Annotated in this window: 15 protein-coding genes and 1 tRNA gene; all 16 read right to left on the bottom strand. The window is 71.9% G+C overall.

Annotation, left to right across the window (positions count from 1 at the left end):
• Positions 1 to 81: 81 nt before the first annotated feature.
• The 16 genes from Q6348_RS10865 to Q6348_RS10790 all read right to left on the bottom strand — a co-directional run bounded on the left by Q6348_RS10865 (position 82) and on the right by Q6348_RS10790 (position 15,790).
• Positions 82 to 1,380 carry an ROK family transcriptional regulator gene (locus Q6348_RS10865; protein WP_304601307.1) on the bottom strand — a complete coding sequence of 433 codons (1,299 nt, stop codon included), beginning with the start codon at positions 1,378 to 1,380 and terminating at the stop codon, positions 82 to 84.
• A 111-nt stretch (positions 1,381 to 1,491) separates the two neighbouring features.
• Entirely contained in the window at positions 1,492 to 3,600 is a 2,109-nt protein-coding gene (tkt, locus tag Q6348_RS10860) for a transketolase (protein WP_304601306.1), read from the bottom strand.
• A gap of 114 nt (positions 3,601 to 3,714) precedes the next feature.
• Positions 3,715 to 5,202, bottom strand: coding sequence for a PTS ascorbate transporter subunit IIC (gene ulaA, locus Q6348_RS10855; protein ID WP_304601305.1), 1,488 nt, complete (start codon positions 5,200 to 5,202; stop codon positions 3,715 to 3,717).
• A 31-nt stretch (positions 5,203 to 5,233) separates the two neighbouring features.
• The gene (locus Q6348_RS10850) at positions 5,234 to 5,509 is read right to left on the bottom strand and encodes a PTS sugar transporter subunit IIB (protein ID WP_304601304.1); all 276 of its coding nucleotides are present in this window, start codon (positions 5,507 to 5,509) and stop codon (positions 5,234 to 5,236) included.
• Between the two features lie 52 nt (positions 5,510 to 5,561).
• Entirely contained in the window at positions 5,562 to 6,041 is a 480-nt protein-coding gene (locus Q6348_RS10845) for a PTS sugar transporter subunit IIA (RefSeq protein ID WP_304601303.1), read from the bottom strand.
• A gap of 557 nt (positions 6,042 to 6,598) precedes the next feature.
• Positions 6,599 to 6,672, bottom strand: a tRNA-Pro gene (locus tag Q6348_RS10840).
• A 64-nt stretch (positions 6,673 to 6,736) separates the two neighbouring features.
• Entirely contained in the window at positions 6,737 to 8,179 is a 1,443-nt protein-coding gene (der, locus tag Q6348_RS10835; RefSeq protein WP_350339664.1) for a ribosome biogenesis GTPase Der, read from the bottom strand.
• Between the two features lie 49 nt (positions 8,180 to 8,228).
• Entirely contained in the window at positions 8,229 to 8,915 is a 687-nt protein-coding gene (locus Q6348_RS10830; RefSeq protein ID WP_304601301.1) for a lysophospholipid acyltransferase family protein, read from the bottom strand.
• Positions 8,912 to 9,619: a (d)CMP kinase gene (gene cmk, locus Q6348_RS10825; RefSeq protein ID WP_304601300.1), complete on the bottom strand. Its 708-nt coding sequence runs from the start codon at positions 9,617 to 9,619 to the stop codon at positions 8,912 to 8,914. Before cmk ends, Q6348_RS10830 begins: the two co-directional genes overlap by 4 nt.
• On the bottom strand, positions 9,616 to 10,731 hold the full coding sequence (locus Q6348_RS10820; RefSeq protein WP_304601299.1) for a prephenate dehydrogenase: 1,116 nt from the start codon (positions 10,729 to 10,731) through the stop codon (positions 9,616 to 9,618). Before Q6348_RS10820 ends, cmk begins: the two co-directional genes overlap by 4 nt.
• A gap of 55 nt (positions 10,732 to 10,786) precedes the next feature.
• The gene (locus Q6348_RS10815) at positions 10,787 to 11,512 is read right to left on the bottom strand and encodes a pseudouridine synthase (protein WP_304601298.1); all 726 of its coding nucleotides are present in this window, start codon (positions 11,510 to 11,512) and stop codon (positions 10,787 to 10,789) included.
• The gene (scpB, locus tag Q6348_RS10810; RefSeq protein WP_304605307.1) at positions 11,509 to 12,144 is read right to left on the bottom strand and encodes an SMC-Scp complex subunit ScpB; all 636 of its coding nucleotides are present in this window, start codon (positions 12,142 to 12,144) and stop codon (positions 11,509 to 11,511) included. Before scpB ends, Q6348_RS10815 begins: the two co-directional genes overlap by 4 nt.
• Entirely contained in the window at positions 12,141 to 12,989 is an 849-nt protein-coding gene (locus tag Q6348_RS10805; RefSeq protein WP_304601963.1) for a segregation and condensation protein A, read from the bottom strand. Before Q6348_RS10805 ends, scpB begins: the two co-directional genes overlap by 4 nt.
• Positions 12,979 to 13,794 carry a ParA family protein gene (locus Q6348_RS10800; RefSeq protein ID WP_304601962.1) on the bottom strand — a complete coding sequence of 272 codons (816 nt, stop codon included), beginning with the start codon at positions 13,792 to 13,794 and terminating at the stop codon, positions 12,979 to 12,981. The genes Q6348_RS10805 and Q6348_RS10800 overlap by 11 nt, the downstream gene beginning before the upstream one ends.
• A gap of 102 nt (positions 13,795 to 13,896) precedes the next feature.
• Entirely contained in the window at positions 13,897 to 14,829 is a 933-nt protein-coding gene (xerD, locus tag Q6348_RS10795; protein WP_304601297.1) for a site-specific tyrosine recombinase XerD, read from the bottom strand.
• A gap of 1 nt (position 14,830) precedes the next feature.
• Entirely contained in the window at positions 14,831 to 15,790 is a 960-nt protein-coding gene (locus Q6348_RS10790) for a heme o synthase (protein WP_434061991.1), read from the bottom strand.
• Between the last annotated feature and the right edge of the window lie 261 nt (positions 15,791 to 16,051).

The raw sequence follows: 16,051 nt of genomic DNA, 5'->3' as shown, positions 1-16,051 counted from the left end.
CACCGCGCATGACCGTCGTGGACGCCTCATCGTCCCGCGTGCTGCGCGCGGGCACAATGCAGACCCGGCGTGCGGCCCCGCTCACCGGGCCAGGACCCGACGATGCGCGGGCGACCGGTCGACGCTCAGCGTTCGGCCGTTGGATATCCCTACGTCGACCGACGCCGGGTCCAGGACCGCGCGCAGGGCGAGATGTGCCGCGCCGTAGAGCCCGGCCTGGTCGGAGATCTTCGAACCGATGATCGTGGTGCTCGACGCGATGAGCGGGTGCACCCGGGACATGGCCACCGAACGGATCTCGTCCAGCAGCAGGGTGTTCGCTTCCGCGAGGTTCCCGCCGATCACCACGAGCTGTGGGTTGAGCGTCGAGATCGCGGTCCCGATGAGGACGCCGAGCCGACGCCCTGCCTCCCTCATGAGCTGGATGACGTCCTGCCGGCCCGCGTTCTGCAGCGCGACGAGCTCACGGCTCGTGTGGATCGACCCCGCGGCCGGACCGAGCAGCCTGACGATGCCCCGGCCGCTCGCCGTGGCCTCCGCGCAACCGCGCTGGCCGCACCGGCACATGACGTCGCTCGTCCCGTCCGGGATGTGCTCGAGGTCCCCGGCCATCCCGATCGTTCCCCGCACCGTCTCCGCGTTCGCCACGATGCCGCAGGTGAGCGTCATGCCGACCTTGAGGACAACCAGGTCACGTACCTCGGGCCAGGAGGTGCGCCACTCGCCCAGTGCCATGTTGTTCGCGTCCTTGTCGACCTCGACCGGGACGTCGCCGACGCCAATCGCGGGCAGGAAGGCACGGATCTCCTGGGAGATCACCATCTCCGTCCAGGGCGCCAGTGCGGTGGCGTCGAACGGCAGCCGGACCATGTGCCCCGTGAGCTCGACCGGGCCGGGCACGCCCACCCCCACGCCGAGCACGTAGCGAGGGTCGATGCCCTCCGCCCGGACCAGCTCTCGCAGCAGCGTGCCGACCTTGCCGAGCGTCACGCCCGGTCCCATGCTCAGGTCGAGCTCGGCCGACGTGTGCGCCACGAGCCGGCCGCCCAGGTCCGCGATGCCCAGCCTGGTGTGGCTCGAGCCCATGTCGATGCACAGCAGATAGCCGCCGGACTCGTTGAACTCGAACATCTGGGGCGGGCGCCCCTTGGCACGTGGGACCTCGCGGTGCACGACGTAGCCGTGCGAGGCAAGCATGTCCAGCCGCGCATCCACGGTGGCGCGAGCCAGGTTCGTCGCACGCATGAGATCACGGCGCGTCGCGCCACCCATCGTGCGGATCAACGACAACAACGCTCCGGGACCGTCACCACGGCCCGGGACGCCGGCGGCCAGGCGACCGCGGGTCGACGGCTGGCTTCCGTCGGCGAACGCCGACATCGTGCCTCCCCTCCAGGTCGGCGATCCTCCACGACGCGCGGGAACCCACGACGGGAACCTCCCGGTGAGCATATCCGTGGATCGGCGCCCTCCAGCTCGACGCCCGACCGGTCACGCACGCGACGGTCGGACGTCATACGTCACCTCACCCAGCGCAGTGCGGACCGTGTCGACGACGGCATCCGGCGTGATGCCGTACTTCTCGTAGAGCCGCGGCCCCGGCGCGGACTCACCGAAGCGGTCGACCGACACGATCGCGCCGCCGTCGCCGACGTACTCGCGCCAGCCCATCCGCACGCCTGCCTCGATGGCGACCCGGAGGGTCCCCTGGGGCAGAACCTCCGCCCGGTACTCCTGGGGCTGGTTGTCGAACCACTCCAGGCAGGGCATCGAGACCACTCTGGTCGGCACCCCGTCCTCCTCCAGGCGGTCCCGAGCTGACAGCGCGATGTCGACCTCCGAGCCGGTGCCGATCAGGACGACCTGCGGGCTGCCCGTCGACGCCTCGAGCAGGGTGTAGCCGCCTCGCGCCATGTGCTCGGCAGGGGCACATGCGCCCGGTCCCCGGTCGACCGTCGGCAGATCCTGCCGCGACAGGATGATCGCGCTGGGTCGGTCGTCGTTCGCCAGCGCCTGCGCCCACGCGTGCGCGGTCTCGTTGGCATCCATCGGGCGGATCACGTCGAGTCCCGGGATGGCCCTGAGCGCCGCGATCTGCTCCACCGGTTGGTGCGTGGGGCCGTCCTCGCCGACCGCGATGCTGTCGTGCGTCCAGACGAAGATGCTCGGCGCCTTCTGCAGGGCGGCCAGTCGGACAGCCGCACGCATGTAGTCGGAGAACACCAGATAGGTCCCGCCGTAGGGACGGGTGGTCCCCGACATCGCTATGCCGTTGAGGATGTTCCCCATCGCATGCTCGCGGATGCCGAAGTGCAGCGTCCGGCCGTTGTAGTCGCCGGTGAACTCCTCGTTGGAACGCTCCGGCGGCAGGAAGGACGACTGTCCCCGCATGGAGGTGTGGTTCGACCCGGCGAGGTCGGCCGAGCCACCCCAGAGCTCCGGTACGGCGTCAGCGATGGCCGTCAGGACCGCGCCCGAGGCCGCTCGGGTCGACATCATGCCCACCGGGAAGGACGGCAGCGCCGCCGGCAGCTCATCAGGCAGCCCGCCGGAGGTCAGCCGGTCGAGCAGCACGGCCTTGTCGGGATGCTCCTGACGCCAGGAGTCGAACCGTGCGTCCCACACCTGGCGAGCGGCGGCCGCGCGGTCCGCCGCGTTCCGGCGCGTGTGCGCGAGGACCTCGGGGTCCACCTGGAACGACCGCGTCGGGTCGAAACCGAGCGCAACCTTCAGGCCCGCGAGCTCCTCGGCACCGAGTCGTGCACCATGGATCGAGTGATGGCCCGCCTTGGTGGGCAGCGACCAGCCGATCACGGTCGTCAGCCGGATGAACGACGGGCGGTCCGTGACCTGCTTCGCGGCCCGGAGGGCCGCGTAGAGCGCCTCGAGGTCCTCGGCGTAGCCCTGCCCGCCGTGGGTCCAGTCCACGTGGTGCACGTCCCAGCCGTACGCCGCGTATCGGGCCATCACATCCTCGGTGAACGAGATCTGCGTCCCGCCCTCGATCGTGATCCGGTTGTCGTCGTAGATCAGGATCAGGTTCCCGAGCTTCTGAGTCCCGGCAAGGGACGACGCCTCGGCCGCCACTCCCTCCTGCATGCAGCCGTCACCGGCCACGCAGTACACCGTCCGGTCGAACACCGAGGTGCCGTCCGCCGCGTCGGGGTCGAGCAGGGCCCGATCTCGGCGCGCCGCCATCGCGAAGCCGACAGCATTCGCAACCCCGGCGCCCAGCGGCCCCGTCGTGCACTCGACACCCGCGGTGTGCCCGTACTCGGGGTGCGCAGGTGTCCTGCCCCCTTCGGTTCGCGTGGCAGCGAGATCCTCGACCTCCAGCCCGTACCCGGCGAGGAACAGCTGCGCGTACTGCACCAACGACGCGTGCCCGGCCGAGAGCACGAACCGGTCGCGACCGCGCCAGCCGGGGTCGCTCGGATCGCCCGTCATCACCTTCTGGTAAAGGAGATAGGCGAGCGGGGCCAAGGAGATCGCCGTGCCGGGATGTCCGCTGCCGGCCCTTTCCACGGCGTCGGCGGCAAGGATCCGTGCGGTGTCCACGGCCCTGCTGTCGAGCTCGGTCCACTCGAGCGAGGTGGTCATGCCTGCCCTTTCCTGGCGGTGCTGTCGGGGGACTCGCGACGGGATGACTGAGCGGGTCCACCCGCCGCGCACGGTGCGGGCGCCCCGGTCACCGAGGCGCCCGCACCGGCCGTGCTAGACGGTCGCTTCGCCACCGCGGGAGTGCTGCGGCGCGGCACTCTTCTCCGCGGCCTTCTGCTCCGCGATCCACTCGGCGTGGGTCCGACCGGGCACCCAGTCCGCGTCGACGAGCTTGCGCTGGTAGCGGCTGGCCGCCACCAGCAGGACGAAGATCAGGACGGCGAGTCCGATCAGGCCACCCACGGGCCCGAGCTTGACGATGTTGCCGACCACGGTCCCGAACCACCCGAAGTCCGCGTCGCCGAAGGTGGTGTTCTGGAAGCCCAGCGACCCGAGCACCTTCAGCAGGAACGCCGAGAAGAAGGTGATGACCACGCCGTTGGTGAAGGCACCGAACACGGCGCCACGGCGCCCACCTGTCGCGTTGCCGTACACGCCCGCCGCACCACCGGTGAAGAAGTGCGGGACCATCCCCGGGAGGATGAGCGCGAGGCCGAAGACCGGTCCGAAGATCCACGCCAGGAGGCCGAACGACACCAGGCCGCCCACGAACGACGCGATGAAGCCGACCAGCACGGCGTTGGGGGCGAAGGGGAAGACGATCGGGCAGTCCAGCGCGGGAACGGCACCCGGGACCACCTTGCGGGAGATGCCTTCGAAGGCGGGCACGAGCTCGGCGAGGATGGTGCGAACGCCGTAGAGGATGATCGAGACACCGATACCGAACTGCAGCCCGAGCGCGACACCCTTCATCACGAAGTCGCCACCGTCGGTGGCGCCCAGGATGTCGAACGCCGCAGCGCTCCCGAGCTTTGCCCAGGTCCAGATCGTGAAGACGATGTAGAAGAGGACCATCGACAGAGCGGTCGCGACCATCGAGTCGCGCAGGAAGCGGAGCCCCTCGGGCACCTTGAGGTCCTCGGTGGAGTGCGACTTCTTCCCGGTCAGTGCGCCGATCGCACCGGCGGAGATGTAGCCCAACGTGCCGAAGTGCCCGATGGCCAGGGTGTTGTTGCCCGTGACGCGACGCGTGAAGGGCTGCGCGAAGGCGGGCATGATCTGCATGATCGTGCCCAGCAGCAGGGCGCCGACCAGGACGGTCATACCCACGCTCATGTCCGCGACGGAGAGCACGACGGTGAGCATCGTCGCCATGAAGAAGATGTGGTGGCCGGTCAGGAACACGTACTTCAGCGGGGTGAAGCGCGCGATCACAAGGCTCACGGCGAAGCCGGCGACCATCACCCAGGCGACCTGGGCGCCGAACTGAGCGGCGGCGATCGAGACGATCGCCTCGTTGGTGGGAACGACGCCCTGGGCCCCGGTGGCCTTGAGGATCAGGTCACCGAGCGGAGTCAGCGAGGCGACCACGACATTGGCGCCGGCCCCGAGGATCAGGAAGCCGAGGGTGGCCTTGAGCGCTCCCCCGACCACCTGTCCCGCGCTCTTGCGCATGGCGATCAGGCCGATCGCCACGATCAGGCCGACCAGGTAGGCCGGCACGGACAGTATCTGGTTGACGATGAAGTTCAGTACAGGCATGGTCCAGCACAACCTTTCGAGGGGAGAACCGTCACAGGTCGAGGGCGTCCTTGATGGCTGCCGAGATCTCGTCGACGTTCATGAAGTTGTCGATGACGCGCACGGGGGTGGGGATGCCCTCGAGCTCCTCGGCGAGCTCGGCGCTGGTCAGGACGAGGTCGGCCAGGCTCGCCGCGCCCTTCGCGGTTCCGATGTCGGCAGCTTCGACATCTCCCGCCACGCCCAGCTGGTCGAGCGCCTTGTCGGTGTTCATCTTGAGCAGGATGGACGTACCGATGCCCATTCCACATACCGCGATGATCTTCATCTCTCTCCTTGGGGTGGCGGATCCGCTGACGGCGTCGGTGCCGTCGGCGGGGTCACTTGGACGGGGGGATGCCCAGCACCGCGCACAGCTCGTCGACCGTGCCGGCGTCGAGCAGCTGCTCCATGGTCTCGGGGGACGACAGCACCAGAGCGAGCTGCTGGAGCGCCTCCATGTGCGCGGAGTGGTCGGTGCTCGCGAGTCCTGCGACCAGCCGGACCGGGTCGTTCTTCTCGTGGCCGAACCGGACCGGGTGGGCGAGCTGCATGAAGGACATGCCGGTGTTCAGCACGTCGTCGGACGCCTGCGCGTGAGCCAGGGCGAAGCCCGGGGCGATCACGATGTAGGGGCCGTAGCGGTGGATGGCGGCGATCATCTGGTCGGTGTACTCGGGGGTCGCCGAGCCCGTGGCGACCAGGAGGTCGCCCGACGCGCGCACCGCCTCCTCCCAGGTCTCCACCTCGACGTGGGCAGCGACCGCCTCGGAAGGCAGCAGGTCGCCGAGCGATGCAGGGGAGCCGGTCGATCCGGTCATGACGCCTCCTCGCGTCGTCGTAGGCCGTGCTCGGCCCGATTTTCGCCTAGAGTAGAACAGAACTCATTGGTTTGGCTAGACCCGTGGCGTCGGCGCGTCTGACCAGCGCGAGGCGGTCGCGGTCACTCACGCGAACGCCCGAAAGATCCCATCATTTCTGCGGCATGCCGGCCTCGCGGCCACCACCGCCCGGCTGCCCCGGCAACTCGAGGGACTGTCTGCCGACGGAGGCAGGGCCCACCACGAAGCGATATCTGCTCAGTCCTGGACGAAGTTTGCTTGGAATTGCCTGGCAGCACGCACGCCCGGGTGCGAGCCGGTGGCAGGACGCTGTGGGCACAGCGGCGTCCCGCAGCTGGCAGCCTCGGTGACCGCGAACGAGCCAGGCGGGACGCTCAGGCTGGAGCCGGGGCGGTCACCGCCAGCAGTTCGGCGACCCCGGCGTGAGAGGGCAGCTCGGACGCGGCTCGCTCAGCGCTCGTGCGACGAGTCCCGCACACGGCTCAGGGGCCGTTCCCGGTCTCCCAGAAACGGCCCCTGACCTGCTCCTTCATCTGTCGGGATGGCGGGATTCGAACCCACGACCCCTTGACCCCCAGTCAAGTGCGCTACCAAGCTGCGCCACATCCCGATCGGCCGAAGCCGACGACGATCCTACCGCAGCGATGCCGGTGCGCTCACGTCCGCGGCGCCACTCAGCGCTTGCGCTTCTCGCGCACCCGCACGGAGATCTCGATCGGGGTCCCTTCGAACCCGAAGGTCTCCCGCAAGCGCCGCTCGATGAAGCGACGGTAGCCCGCCTCGAGGAACCCGGTCGCGAACACGACGAAGCGCGGGGGCCGGGTCGACGCCTGGGTCGCGAACAGGATCCGGGGCTGCTTGCCGCCGCGCAGCGGGTGCGGGTGGGCGGCCACCAGCTCCCCCAGGAAGGCGTTCAGCCGCCCGGTGGGTATGCGGGCGTCCCACGACGCCAGCGCCGTCTCCAGGGCTGGGACGAGCTTCGCACGGTGCCAACCGGTGCGGGCCGAGAGGTTGACCCGGGGCGCCCACTGCACCTGCACGAGGTCCCGTTCGATCTCCCGCTCGAGGTAGAACCGGCGCTCCTCGTCCATCAGGTCCCACTTGTTGTAGGCGATGACGAGGGCTCGCCCGGCCTCGACGACCTGGGAGATGACCCGGGTGTCCTGCTCGGTCAACGGGGCGCTCGCATCGACCAGGACGACGGCGACCTCGGCCTTCTCGATCGCGGCCTGGGTGCGCAGCGAGGCATAGAAGTCGGCCCCGCTGGTCTGGTGCACCCGCCGCCGGATCCCGGCGGTGTCCACGAACCACCACGGCCTGTCCCCCAGCTCGACCAGCTCGTCGACCGGATCCCGCGTGGTCCCGGCCACCTCGTCGACCACGACGCGCTGCGTCCCGGCCAGCGCGTTGAGCAGCGACGACTTGCCGACGTTGGGCCTGCCGACGAGCGCCACCCGGCGCGGACCACCCTCACGATCCCCCTCGGGCACCGCAGCACGCACCGGCAGGGCGTCGATCACGGCGTCCAGCAGGTCGCCCGTCCCGCGCCCGTGCAGCGCGGACACCGGGTGCGGCTCGCCCAGCCCCAGGTTCCACAACGCCAGGGCGTCAGCCTCGCCGCTCGGTCCGTCGACCTTGTTGGCCACCAGGACCACGGGCTTGCCGGCCTTGCGCAGCAGCCGCACGACGCGCTCGTCGGTCGCCGTCGCACCGACGCTCGCATCCACGACGAACATCACGACGTCGGCCAGGTCGATCGCGACCTCGGCCTGCTCGGCGACCCTGGCGTCCAGCCCGGCGACGTCGGTCTCCCACCCCCCGGTGTCCACGAGCGTGAAGGCGTGACCTGACCACTCAGCCGGGTAGCTGACCCGGTCGCGGGTCACGCCCGGGGTGTCCAGCACCACCGCCTCGCGCCGGCCCAGGATGCGGTTGACCAGAGTCGACTTGCCGACGTTCGGTCGCCCGACCACGGCGACCGTCGCCGGCGGGACGACGGCGGCGCTCCGCGCCTCGGTGCCCCCGTCGAGCAGCGCGAGGTCCTCCTCGCCCAGGTCGTACTCGGCCAGACCGGCGCGCAGCGCCTGCTCGCGTGCGGTCTCGTCGGAAGTCTCCATGGCGGACATCCTCCCCCGGAGCACCCCCTGCTGCCGAACCGGGCTCAGGTCACGAGCCCGGCAGGGCCCGGGGATCGTCCAGCGGAAGCGGCAGCCCGTGGCGCGCAGCGGCCTGCCGCACGTGCGCGGAGAGCGCTTCGGCCACCACCTCGGCGGTCCGACCCACCGCCTGTCGGCGCGGTTCGTCAGGAGGCAGGGCTACCTGGATCGGCGGCCCGAGCTCGACCACCAGGCGGCGCCGCAGCCCGGGGACGTGCCCCAGCGGCTCACCGGTCCGACGCGTCCCGAGGACCGCCGCGGGCACCACGGGCGCCGCACCGTGCACCGCGAGCCATGCGACCCCGGCGCGCACTCCGGACACGTCGCCGCGACCACGGTTCCCTTCCGGGAAGATCCCCACCGCCCCCCCGCGGCGCAGCACGCCGAGCGCGGCCTCGAGCGCGCGGCGTCCCGAGTTCCGGTCAACCGGGATCTGGCCGGCGGCGCGCAGGATGCCGCCCACGGGACCGTGGAACATCTCCTGCTTGACCAGGATGTGCGTCCCCCGAGGCAGCACCCCGTGCACCAGCGGCCCGTCGATGATCGACACATGGTTGGCGGCGATGACGACCGGGCCTGAGGCCGGCACGTGCTCCGCGCCCACGACGCGCGTGTTCCACACCACGTGCCCGAGGAACCAACCGACCCGGCGTGACCAGACCGGCCCTGCCCGGCCAGGTACCCCCGCGCCGTTCACCGGCCGGCCACGTCCTCGACGAGCGCCAGCACCGCCTGCACGGTCTGCTCCAGGTCCAGTCCGGAGGAGTCCACGGTCACCACACCGTCCGCGGCGGTCCGGAACTCGACGACCGTGGAGTCGCGGGCGTCACGGTCCACGACGTGCTCGCGAGTCGCCTCCAGAGCTGCCGCGTCGTCGGTCCCGTGCACCTCACGAGCCCGGCGCGCGAGGCGGGCCTCCTCGCTGGCGGTCAGCAGGAGCCGCACGTCCGCATCCGGCGCGATCACCGTGGTGATGTCGCGGCCCTCCACGACGATGCCCCGACCCCCGCTGAACCCGTCCGGCGTGCGCTCCACCGCGATCACCCTGCGCTGGCGCTCACCGAGGTCGGCCCGGACCTCGAGGTTCGTGGCCACCTGGGAGACCACGGCGGAGATCTCCGGGGCCCGGATGGCGACGCCCACGTCGACGCCGTCGACCACGAAGCTGGGGAACCGCGGGTTGAGGTCGAGCTGCAGCACCATCGACCGCACCGTGTCCGCGACCAGTGCCGTGTCCATGAGGTCGACCCCGCGCTGCACGCACCGCCACGTCGCGGCCCGGTACATCGCACCGGTGTCCAGGTAGGCCAGGTCCAGCTGTGCCGCGACCTGTCGGCTCACGCTGGACTTGCCCGAGCCGGAGGGCCCGTCCACGGCCACCACCAGCGGTGTGCGTGTCATCCCGCCACCCTCCAGCCCCGTGCGGTCAGCTCCTGCTCGAGCGTGGTGCCCAGGCCCGGAAGCACCGACAGGGACGCGAGTCCCACTGCCTGGCGAGGCGCGTGGTCGATGGCCAGCTCCTCGAGGTTCACCCCGGCGTGCCCCATGTCCACGAGCAGCCGTCCGAGCTCGCCGGGACGGTCCGGTACGAGCACGGTGACCACGTCGTAGGTCGCGTGCGAGCCTCCGTGCTTGCCGGGGATGCGACCCACTCCCGCGTTCCCGGCCGCGATCGCCCCGGCCAGCGACCCGTGCACACCCGCGGGCTCGGCCCCCGCCACCGCTGCGCGCTCCAGGGCTCCGATCACCTCGTCCAGGTCACGGCGGACCTCGCGCAGCACGGGTGCCACCGAGCCGGCGTTCGCGGCCAGGATCGACGTCCACAGTCCCGGCTCGCTCGCCGCTATCCGTGTGACGTCCCGCAGGCCCTGCCCGGCGAGCTCGAGCGCCGTCGCGGGCGCGTCCCGCAGCCGCGCGGCCACCAGGGAGGCCGCAACCTGCGGGAGGTGCGAGACGAGCGCGACCGCCGCGTCGTGCTCGGCCGCGTCGAGCATCACGGGCGTGGCGGCGACATCCACCGCCAACGCCCGGACCGCAAGCACCGACGCCGGCTCCGCGGACCCGGCGCACACCACCCACGGGCGTCCCGCGAACAGGTCCGGTCGCGCCGCCGTCGGACCGGACCGCTCCGCACCCGCCATCGGGTGCGACCCGACGTAGCGGCTCAGGTCGCCGCCCCCCGCGGCCACCTCCGCGGCGACCGGGGCCTTCACCGAGGCGACGTCCGTGACGACCGCGCCCGGGTGGGCCGCCAGCTCCGCGAGCACGACCTGCCCGGTCACGTCCGGCGGTGCGGCCACCACGACGAGCGCAGGCTCGGCCTCGTCGGCGCGCGGCAGCCTGCCCGCTCCGACGTCGCGCGAGAGCAGCACGGTGGTCCGGGACGGGTCCGCCAGGACCACGTCGACACCGCCGGCACGCAGGGCGAGCCCGACGCTGGTCCCCAGCAGCCCGGTGCCGACCACCCGCACCGGTCCCACCGTGGCCGCGGGGTGCTCGCCGGAGCCTGTCATCGGACGTCCTCGTGTCGCACGCTGCTCCTCCTCGCCGGCCAGCGAGCGTACCGGCTCACAGCCCGACGGCGGCCATCAGCGCCCCGAGCTCGGCACCCTCGACGGGCCGGGTGGCCCCCGGCTTGAGGTCGCCCAGGCGCACCGGGCCGATGCGGGTCCGTACGAGCCGGATCACGGGGTAGCCGACCGTGTCGAACATCCGGCGCACGACCCGGTTGCGTCCGGAGTGCAGCGCGACCTCCACGAGGCTGCGCTGCGACGTCGCGTCGAGCAGGCGGTACTCGTCCACGGCAGCGGGCCCGTCCTCGAGCTCGACGCCGCGACGCAGACGAACCCCGACGGCCGGCTTGACGCGCCCCTGGACGGTCACGACGTACGTCTTGGTCACCTCGTGCGACGGGTGCGCCAGCCGATGCGCCAGCTCGCCGTCGTTGGTGAGCAGCAGCAGCCCCTCGCTGTCGGCGTCCAGCCGGCCCACGTGGAACAGGCGACGGTCGGCGACCACCGAGGACAGATCCGGACGCCCGCTCGGGTCGTGCATCGTCGAGACGACGCCGGCGGGCTTGTGCAGGGCGATCGTCACCTTCTCGGTGTCGAGCTGGACGCGCAACCCATCCACGTGCAGCACGGCAGTGGCCGGGTCGACGCGCGTGCCCTGCTCACGCACCACCTCACCGTCCACCTGAACGCGGCCCGCCGCGATCAGAGCCTCGCACGCACGCCGCGAGCCGAGGCCGGCCTGCGCCAGGACCTTCTGAAGCCGCACACCGTCGTCGCTCACATCCCCGCCTCCGCGTCCAGGTCAAGGTGCGCCAGGTCCGGCAGGTAGGGGGCGAGCGGCGGCAGCTCGTCCAGGCTCGTCAACCCCATACGCTCCAGGAAGTACGCGGTCGTGACGTAGAGGACCGCCCCGGAGGGCTCGGTGCCCGCCTCCTGCACCAGTCCGCGTGCCGCGAGGGTACGCACCACCGAGTCCACGTTCACCCCACGTACCGCGGACACCTGGCCACGCGTCACGGGCTGGCGGTATGCGATGACCGCGAGGGTCTCCAGCGCAGCCTGGGTGAGCCGTGCCGTCTGCCCGTCGAGCACGAACCGACCCACGACGTCCGCATGGGCCGCCGCCGAGTAGAACCGCCACCCCCCCGCGACCTCGCGCAGCTCGAAGCCGCGCTCCTGGGCCCGGTACTCCTGGGCCAGCACCGCGAGGGTGTCCTCGACCTCGGCGGTCGGGACGCCCAACGCCGCGGCGAGCCGCACGGCGGCGATCGGCTCGTCGGCCACCATGAGCACGGCCTCGAGTGCCGCGCGCGCTCCACCCGGCAGGGCGGCGACGTCGAAGGCGAGCTCGTCCGGGGCGGCCGGCGGTCGTGCGTCGTCCACCGGACGGGACAGGTCCTCGTGATCGCTCAACGGTCCTCCTCGGCGGGCGCGGGCGCGGCGACCGCCTCGTCGTAGTCGTCGTTCACCCGGACGTCGCCTTCGGCCGCACCCGTCCATCGCACGGTCAGCTCGCCCAACGGGTCGACCTGCTCCAGACCGACCATCCCTTCCCGGAAGAGCTCCAACACACCCAGGAAGCGGGCAACCACCACCGGGGTGGAACCCGCGTCGGCCACCAGGGATCGGAAGGACGCCGACCCGGCGCGCCGCAGCCTGTCCACCAGCACGGCGGCCTGCTCGCGCACGCTCACGGTGGGGGCGTGCAGATGGCTCAGTGAGACGACGGGCACGGGTTTGGGCGCGAGGGCTGCCGCGGCCATCACCGCCAGCTGCTCCGGCCCGACGGCCAGCACCAGCTCGGGCAGCAGCGCGGCGAGGTGCGGCTCCAGCGAGACCGCCCGAGGCAGCTGACGCGACTGCGCGGTGTAGCGGGCGGCGAGATCCGCAGCGGCCTCCTTGAAGGCGCGGTACTGCAGCAGACGCGCGAACAGCAGGTCCCGCGCCTCAAGGAGCTCGAGGTCCTCACCGGCGTCCACCTCGCCGGGCAGCAACCGGGCGGCCTTGAGGTCGAGCAGCGTGGCAGCGACCACGAGGAACTCGCTGATCTGACTCAGCGGCCACGGCGCGTCGGACTCCTCAGCAGCCCGCACCGCTGCGATGAACTCGTCGGTGACCTGGGCGATCGCCACCTCCGTGATGTCGAGCTTGTGTCGGGCGATCAGCCCGAGCAGGAGGTCGAAGGGCCCGGAGAAGTTCTCCAGGTGCACCTCGAACGGACCTGGCCGGACGGGTACGCCGCCCGCGTCAGGCGGCATCGCCGCGGGCGACCAGCTCACGGGCCAGCTGGAGGTATGCCAGGGCCCCGGCGTGCGTCGGTGCGTAGCTGGTGATCGGTTCGGCCGCGACCGACGCGTCCGGGAACTTCACCGTGCGCCCGATGACGGTGTGCAGCAGCTGGTCCCCGAACGCCTCGTGCACCCGAGCCAGCACCTCGCGCGAGTGCAGCGTGCGCGAGTCGTGCATGGTCGCCAGGATTCCGTCGATCTGCAGCCGGGGGTTGAGGCGGTCGCGCACCTTCTCCACCGTCTCGATGAGCAGCGCCACCCCCCGCAGCGCGAAGAACTCGCACTCCAGCGGGATGAGGACACCGTGCGCGGCGGTCAGCGCGTTGACGGTCAGCAGACCCAAGGACGGCTGGCAGTCGATGAGGATGACGTCGTAGGAGTCCTCGGCCTCACGCAGCGCCCGGGACAGCACCGACTCGCGGGCCACCTCGCCGACCAGCTGCACCTCCGCGGCCGACAGGTCGATGTTGGCAGGCACCAGGTCCAGACCGGGCACACCGGTGGGCCGCGCGATCTCGGCGAGCGACGCGTTGCGCTCCATCACGAGGTTGTAGACCGTGCGGTCGAGCTCGTGCGGGTTGACGCCCAGCCCGACCGAGGCGGCACCTTGCGGGTCGAAATCCACCACGAGCACCTTGCGCCCGTACGCCGCCAGCGCCGCGCCCAGGTTGATGGTCGTCGTGGTCTTGCCGACGCCACCCTTCTGGTTGCACAGCGCGATGATCCGTGCCGGACCCGTGGTGGCCAGCGGTGCCGGCTCGCCGAACTCCGGCATCGGGCGCCCGACCAGGTCGGTGGCAGCGTGCTCGGTGTCCTGGCTCGTCACGCGCCCGAGGTTACCCCAGCGGGGCCGTCCGTCAGCGGTGCCTCACCGGGCTCATCCGATGGCGCGGGGGTGCGCGGCGACGTAGACCTCGCGAAGGGTCTCGGGGGTGACCTGGGTGTAGATCTGGGTGGTCGTCACGGACGCGTGTCCCAGCAGCTCCTGGACCACGCGGACGTCCGCTCCCCCGGCCAGCAGGTGGGTGGCGAAGGAGTGCCGAAGGGTGTGCGGTGACACGGCGACCGTGAGCCCGGCGCGTCCCGCGGCGCTGCGCAGCACCGCCCAGGCGGACTGCCGGCTGAGCCGGCGCCCGAGCGTGTTGCAGAACAGCGCGGGCGTGCCACGGCCGCGCGAGGCGAGGGCCGGGCGGGCCCGCACCAGGTAGGCCTGCACGGCATCGACCGCGTAGGACCCGACCGGGACGACCCGCTGCTTGTCCCCCTTGCCGCGCAGCAGCACCTGGCAGGTCTCCAGGTCGAGGTCGTCCACGTCCAGCCCGACGACCTCGCTGATGCGCGCGCCGGTCGAGTAGAGCAGCTCGAGAAGGGCGCGGTCGCGCACAGGGACGGGCCCGTCCCCCTGCCCCGCGGCGTCCAGCAGCGCACCCACCTGCTCGATGCGCAGCGCCTTGGGGAGCCGGCGTGGCCGGCTCGGCGGCTTCACGGACGCCGCTGGGTCGCCGGGCGTCCAGCCCTCCACGGCCGCGAACCGGTGCCAGCCCCGGACCGCCGCGACCATGCGCGCGGTGGACGACGCGGCCAGCGCAGGACGTCCGTCAGACCCGGTCCGCACGGCCAGGACGTAGTCACGCACGTCCGGGGCCGTCACGTCGGCGAGATCGTCGCGGCCGTGCTCCGTCAGGAAGGCGCAGTAGCGGGCCAGGTCCCGTCGATAGGCGGCCACGGTGTGCGCGGCGAGGCCGCGCTCGACGGCGAGGTGGTCGAGGAACGCCGTCGCCGCCGGTGTCAGGCCGTCCGCGCCCGCCACCTCACACCGGCAGGAACGGGTCGACCGCCACTGCGACGAACAGCAGCGTCAGGTACGTGATCGAGTGGTGGAACACCCGCATCTCCCCGAGCTTGGCCCGCCCGGGCCGTCGCGCCCGCACCCACAGCGCCACGACGTGCCCGCCGAACCACGCCCCGAGCGCGCCGGCGGCCAGTGCGTAGACCCAGCTCATCCCGGCCAGCGGCACGAGTGCGAGGGACGCCGCCACCATCGCGACGGTGTAGCCCATCATCTCGACCGCCACCCGGACGTCGCCCGCGACGACGGGCAGCATCGGCACCCCGGCGGTGGCGTAGTCGCGGCGGAACTTCATCGACAACGGCCAGTAGTGCGGCGGGGTCCAGAAGAACACCACCGCGAACAGCGCCACGGGCGCCCACGCCACGGATCCGGTGACCGCGGACCAGCCGATCAGCACGGGCATGCACCCCGCCACACCGCCCCACACGATGTTCTGCGGCGTCCGGCGCTTGAGCAGCATCGTGTAGCCCACGACGTAGAGCAGGATCGCGGCCAGTGCCAGCACGGCAGAGACCACGTTGACCAGCAGCGCGAACCACGCGACCGCCGCGGCCCCGAGGACGAGTCCGAAGATCACACCGGCTCGCGGGCTGATCTCCCCGGTCACCAACGGCCGACGCCGGGTGCGGTTCATCACGCTGTCGATGTCCCGGTCGAGCACGCAGTTCAGGGTGTTCGCCGAGCCGGCCGCCGCGGTGCCACCGACCAGGGTCGCGAGCACGAGCGTCAGGGACGGCAGCCCGCGGGCGGCCAGGACCATCGTCGGCACGGTGGTGACGAGCAGGAGCTCGATGATGCGGGGCTTGGTCAGCGCGACGTACGCCCCGAGGGTGCGGCCGACCCGCGCCAGCCGGTCCCGCGACGTGTCGCGCGCCACCGCGGCGGGACCCTCGACGACCGCTGAGGGATCCGTCGTCACGCTGCGCACTGTGGGCAGACTCCGTTCACCGTCCGATGGATGTGCCGGGTCCTAGGCCTCCGGCGCATGCCCATGGTAGGCGACAGGGCGGCGGGCGCCCAGGCGAACGGGGCTGCGCCCCCGCCGCCGCCGGCCGCGGGCCCGCGCGCAGGTCCACGACGGCGATAGGCTCGGCCCGGGCGCCACCGACGGCGTACCGGCGTGCCTGCGACGCGCCCCGTGCGGGCCGCCTGCCCTCGCTCCCACGGCCTGGCCGGGCCG

Origin of the sequence: Actinotalea lenta (genome assembly GCF_030586465.1) — a bacterium.
Lineage (GTDB): Bacteria > Actinomycetota > Actinomycetes > Actinomycetales > Cellulomonadaceae > Actinotalea > Actinotalea lenta.
This window is presented reverse-complemented; position numbering and strand designations above follow the sequence as displayed.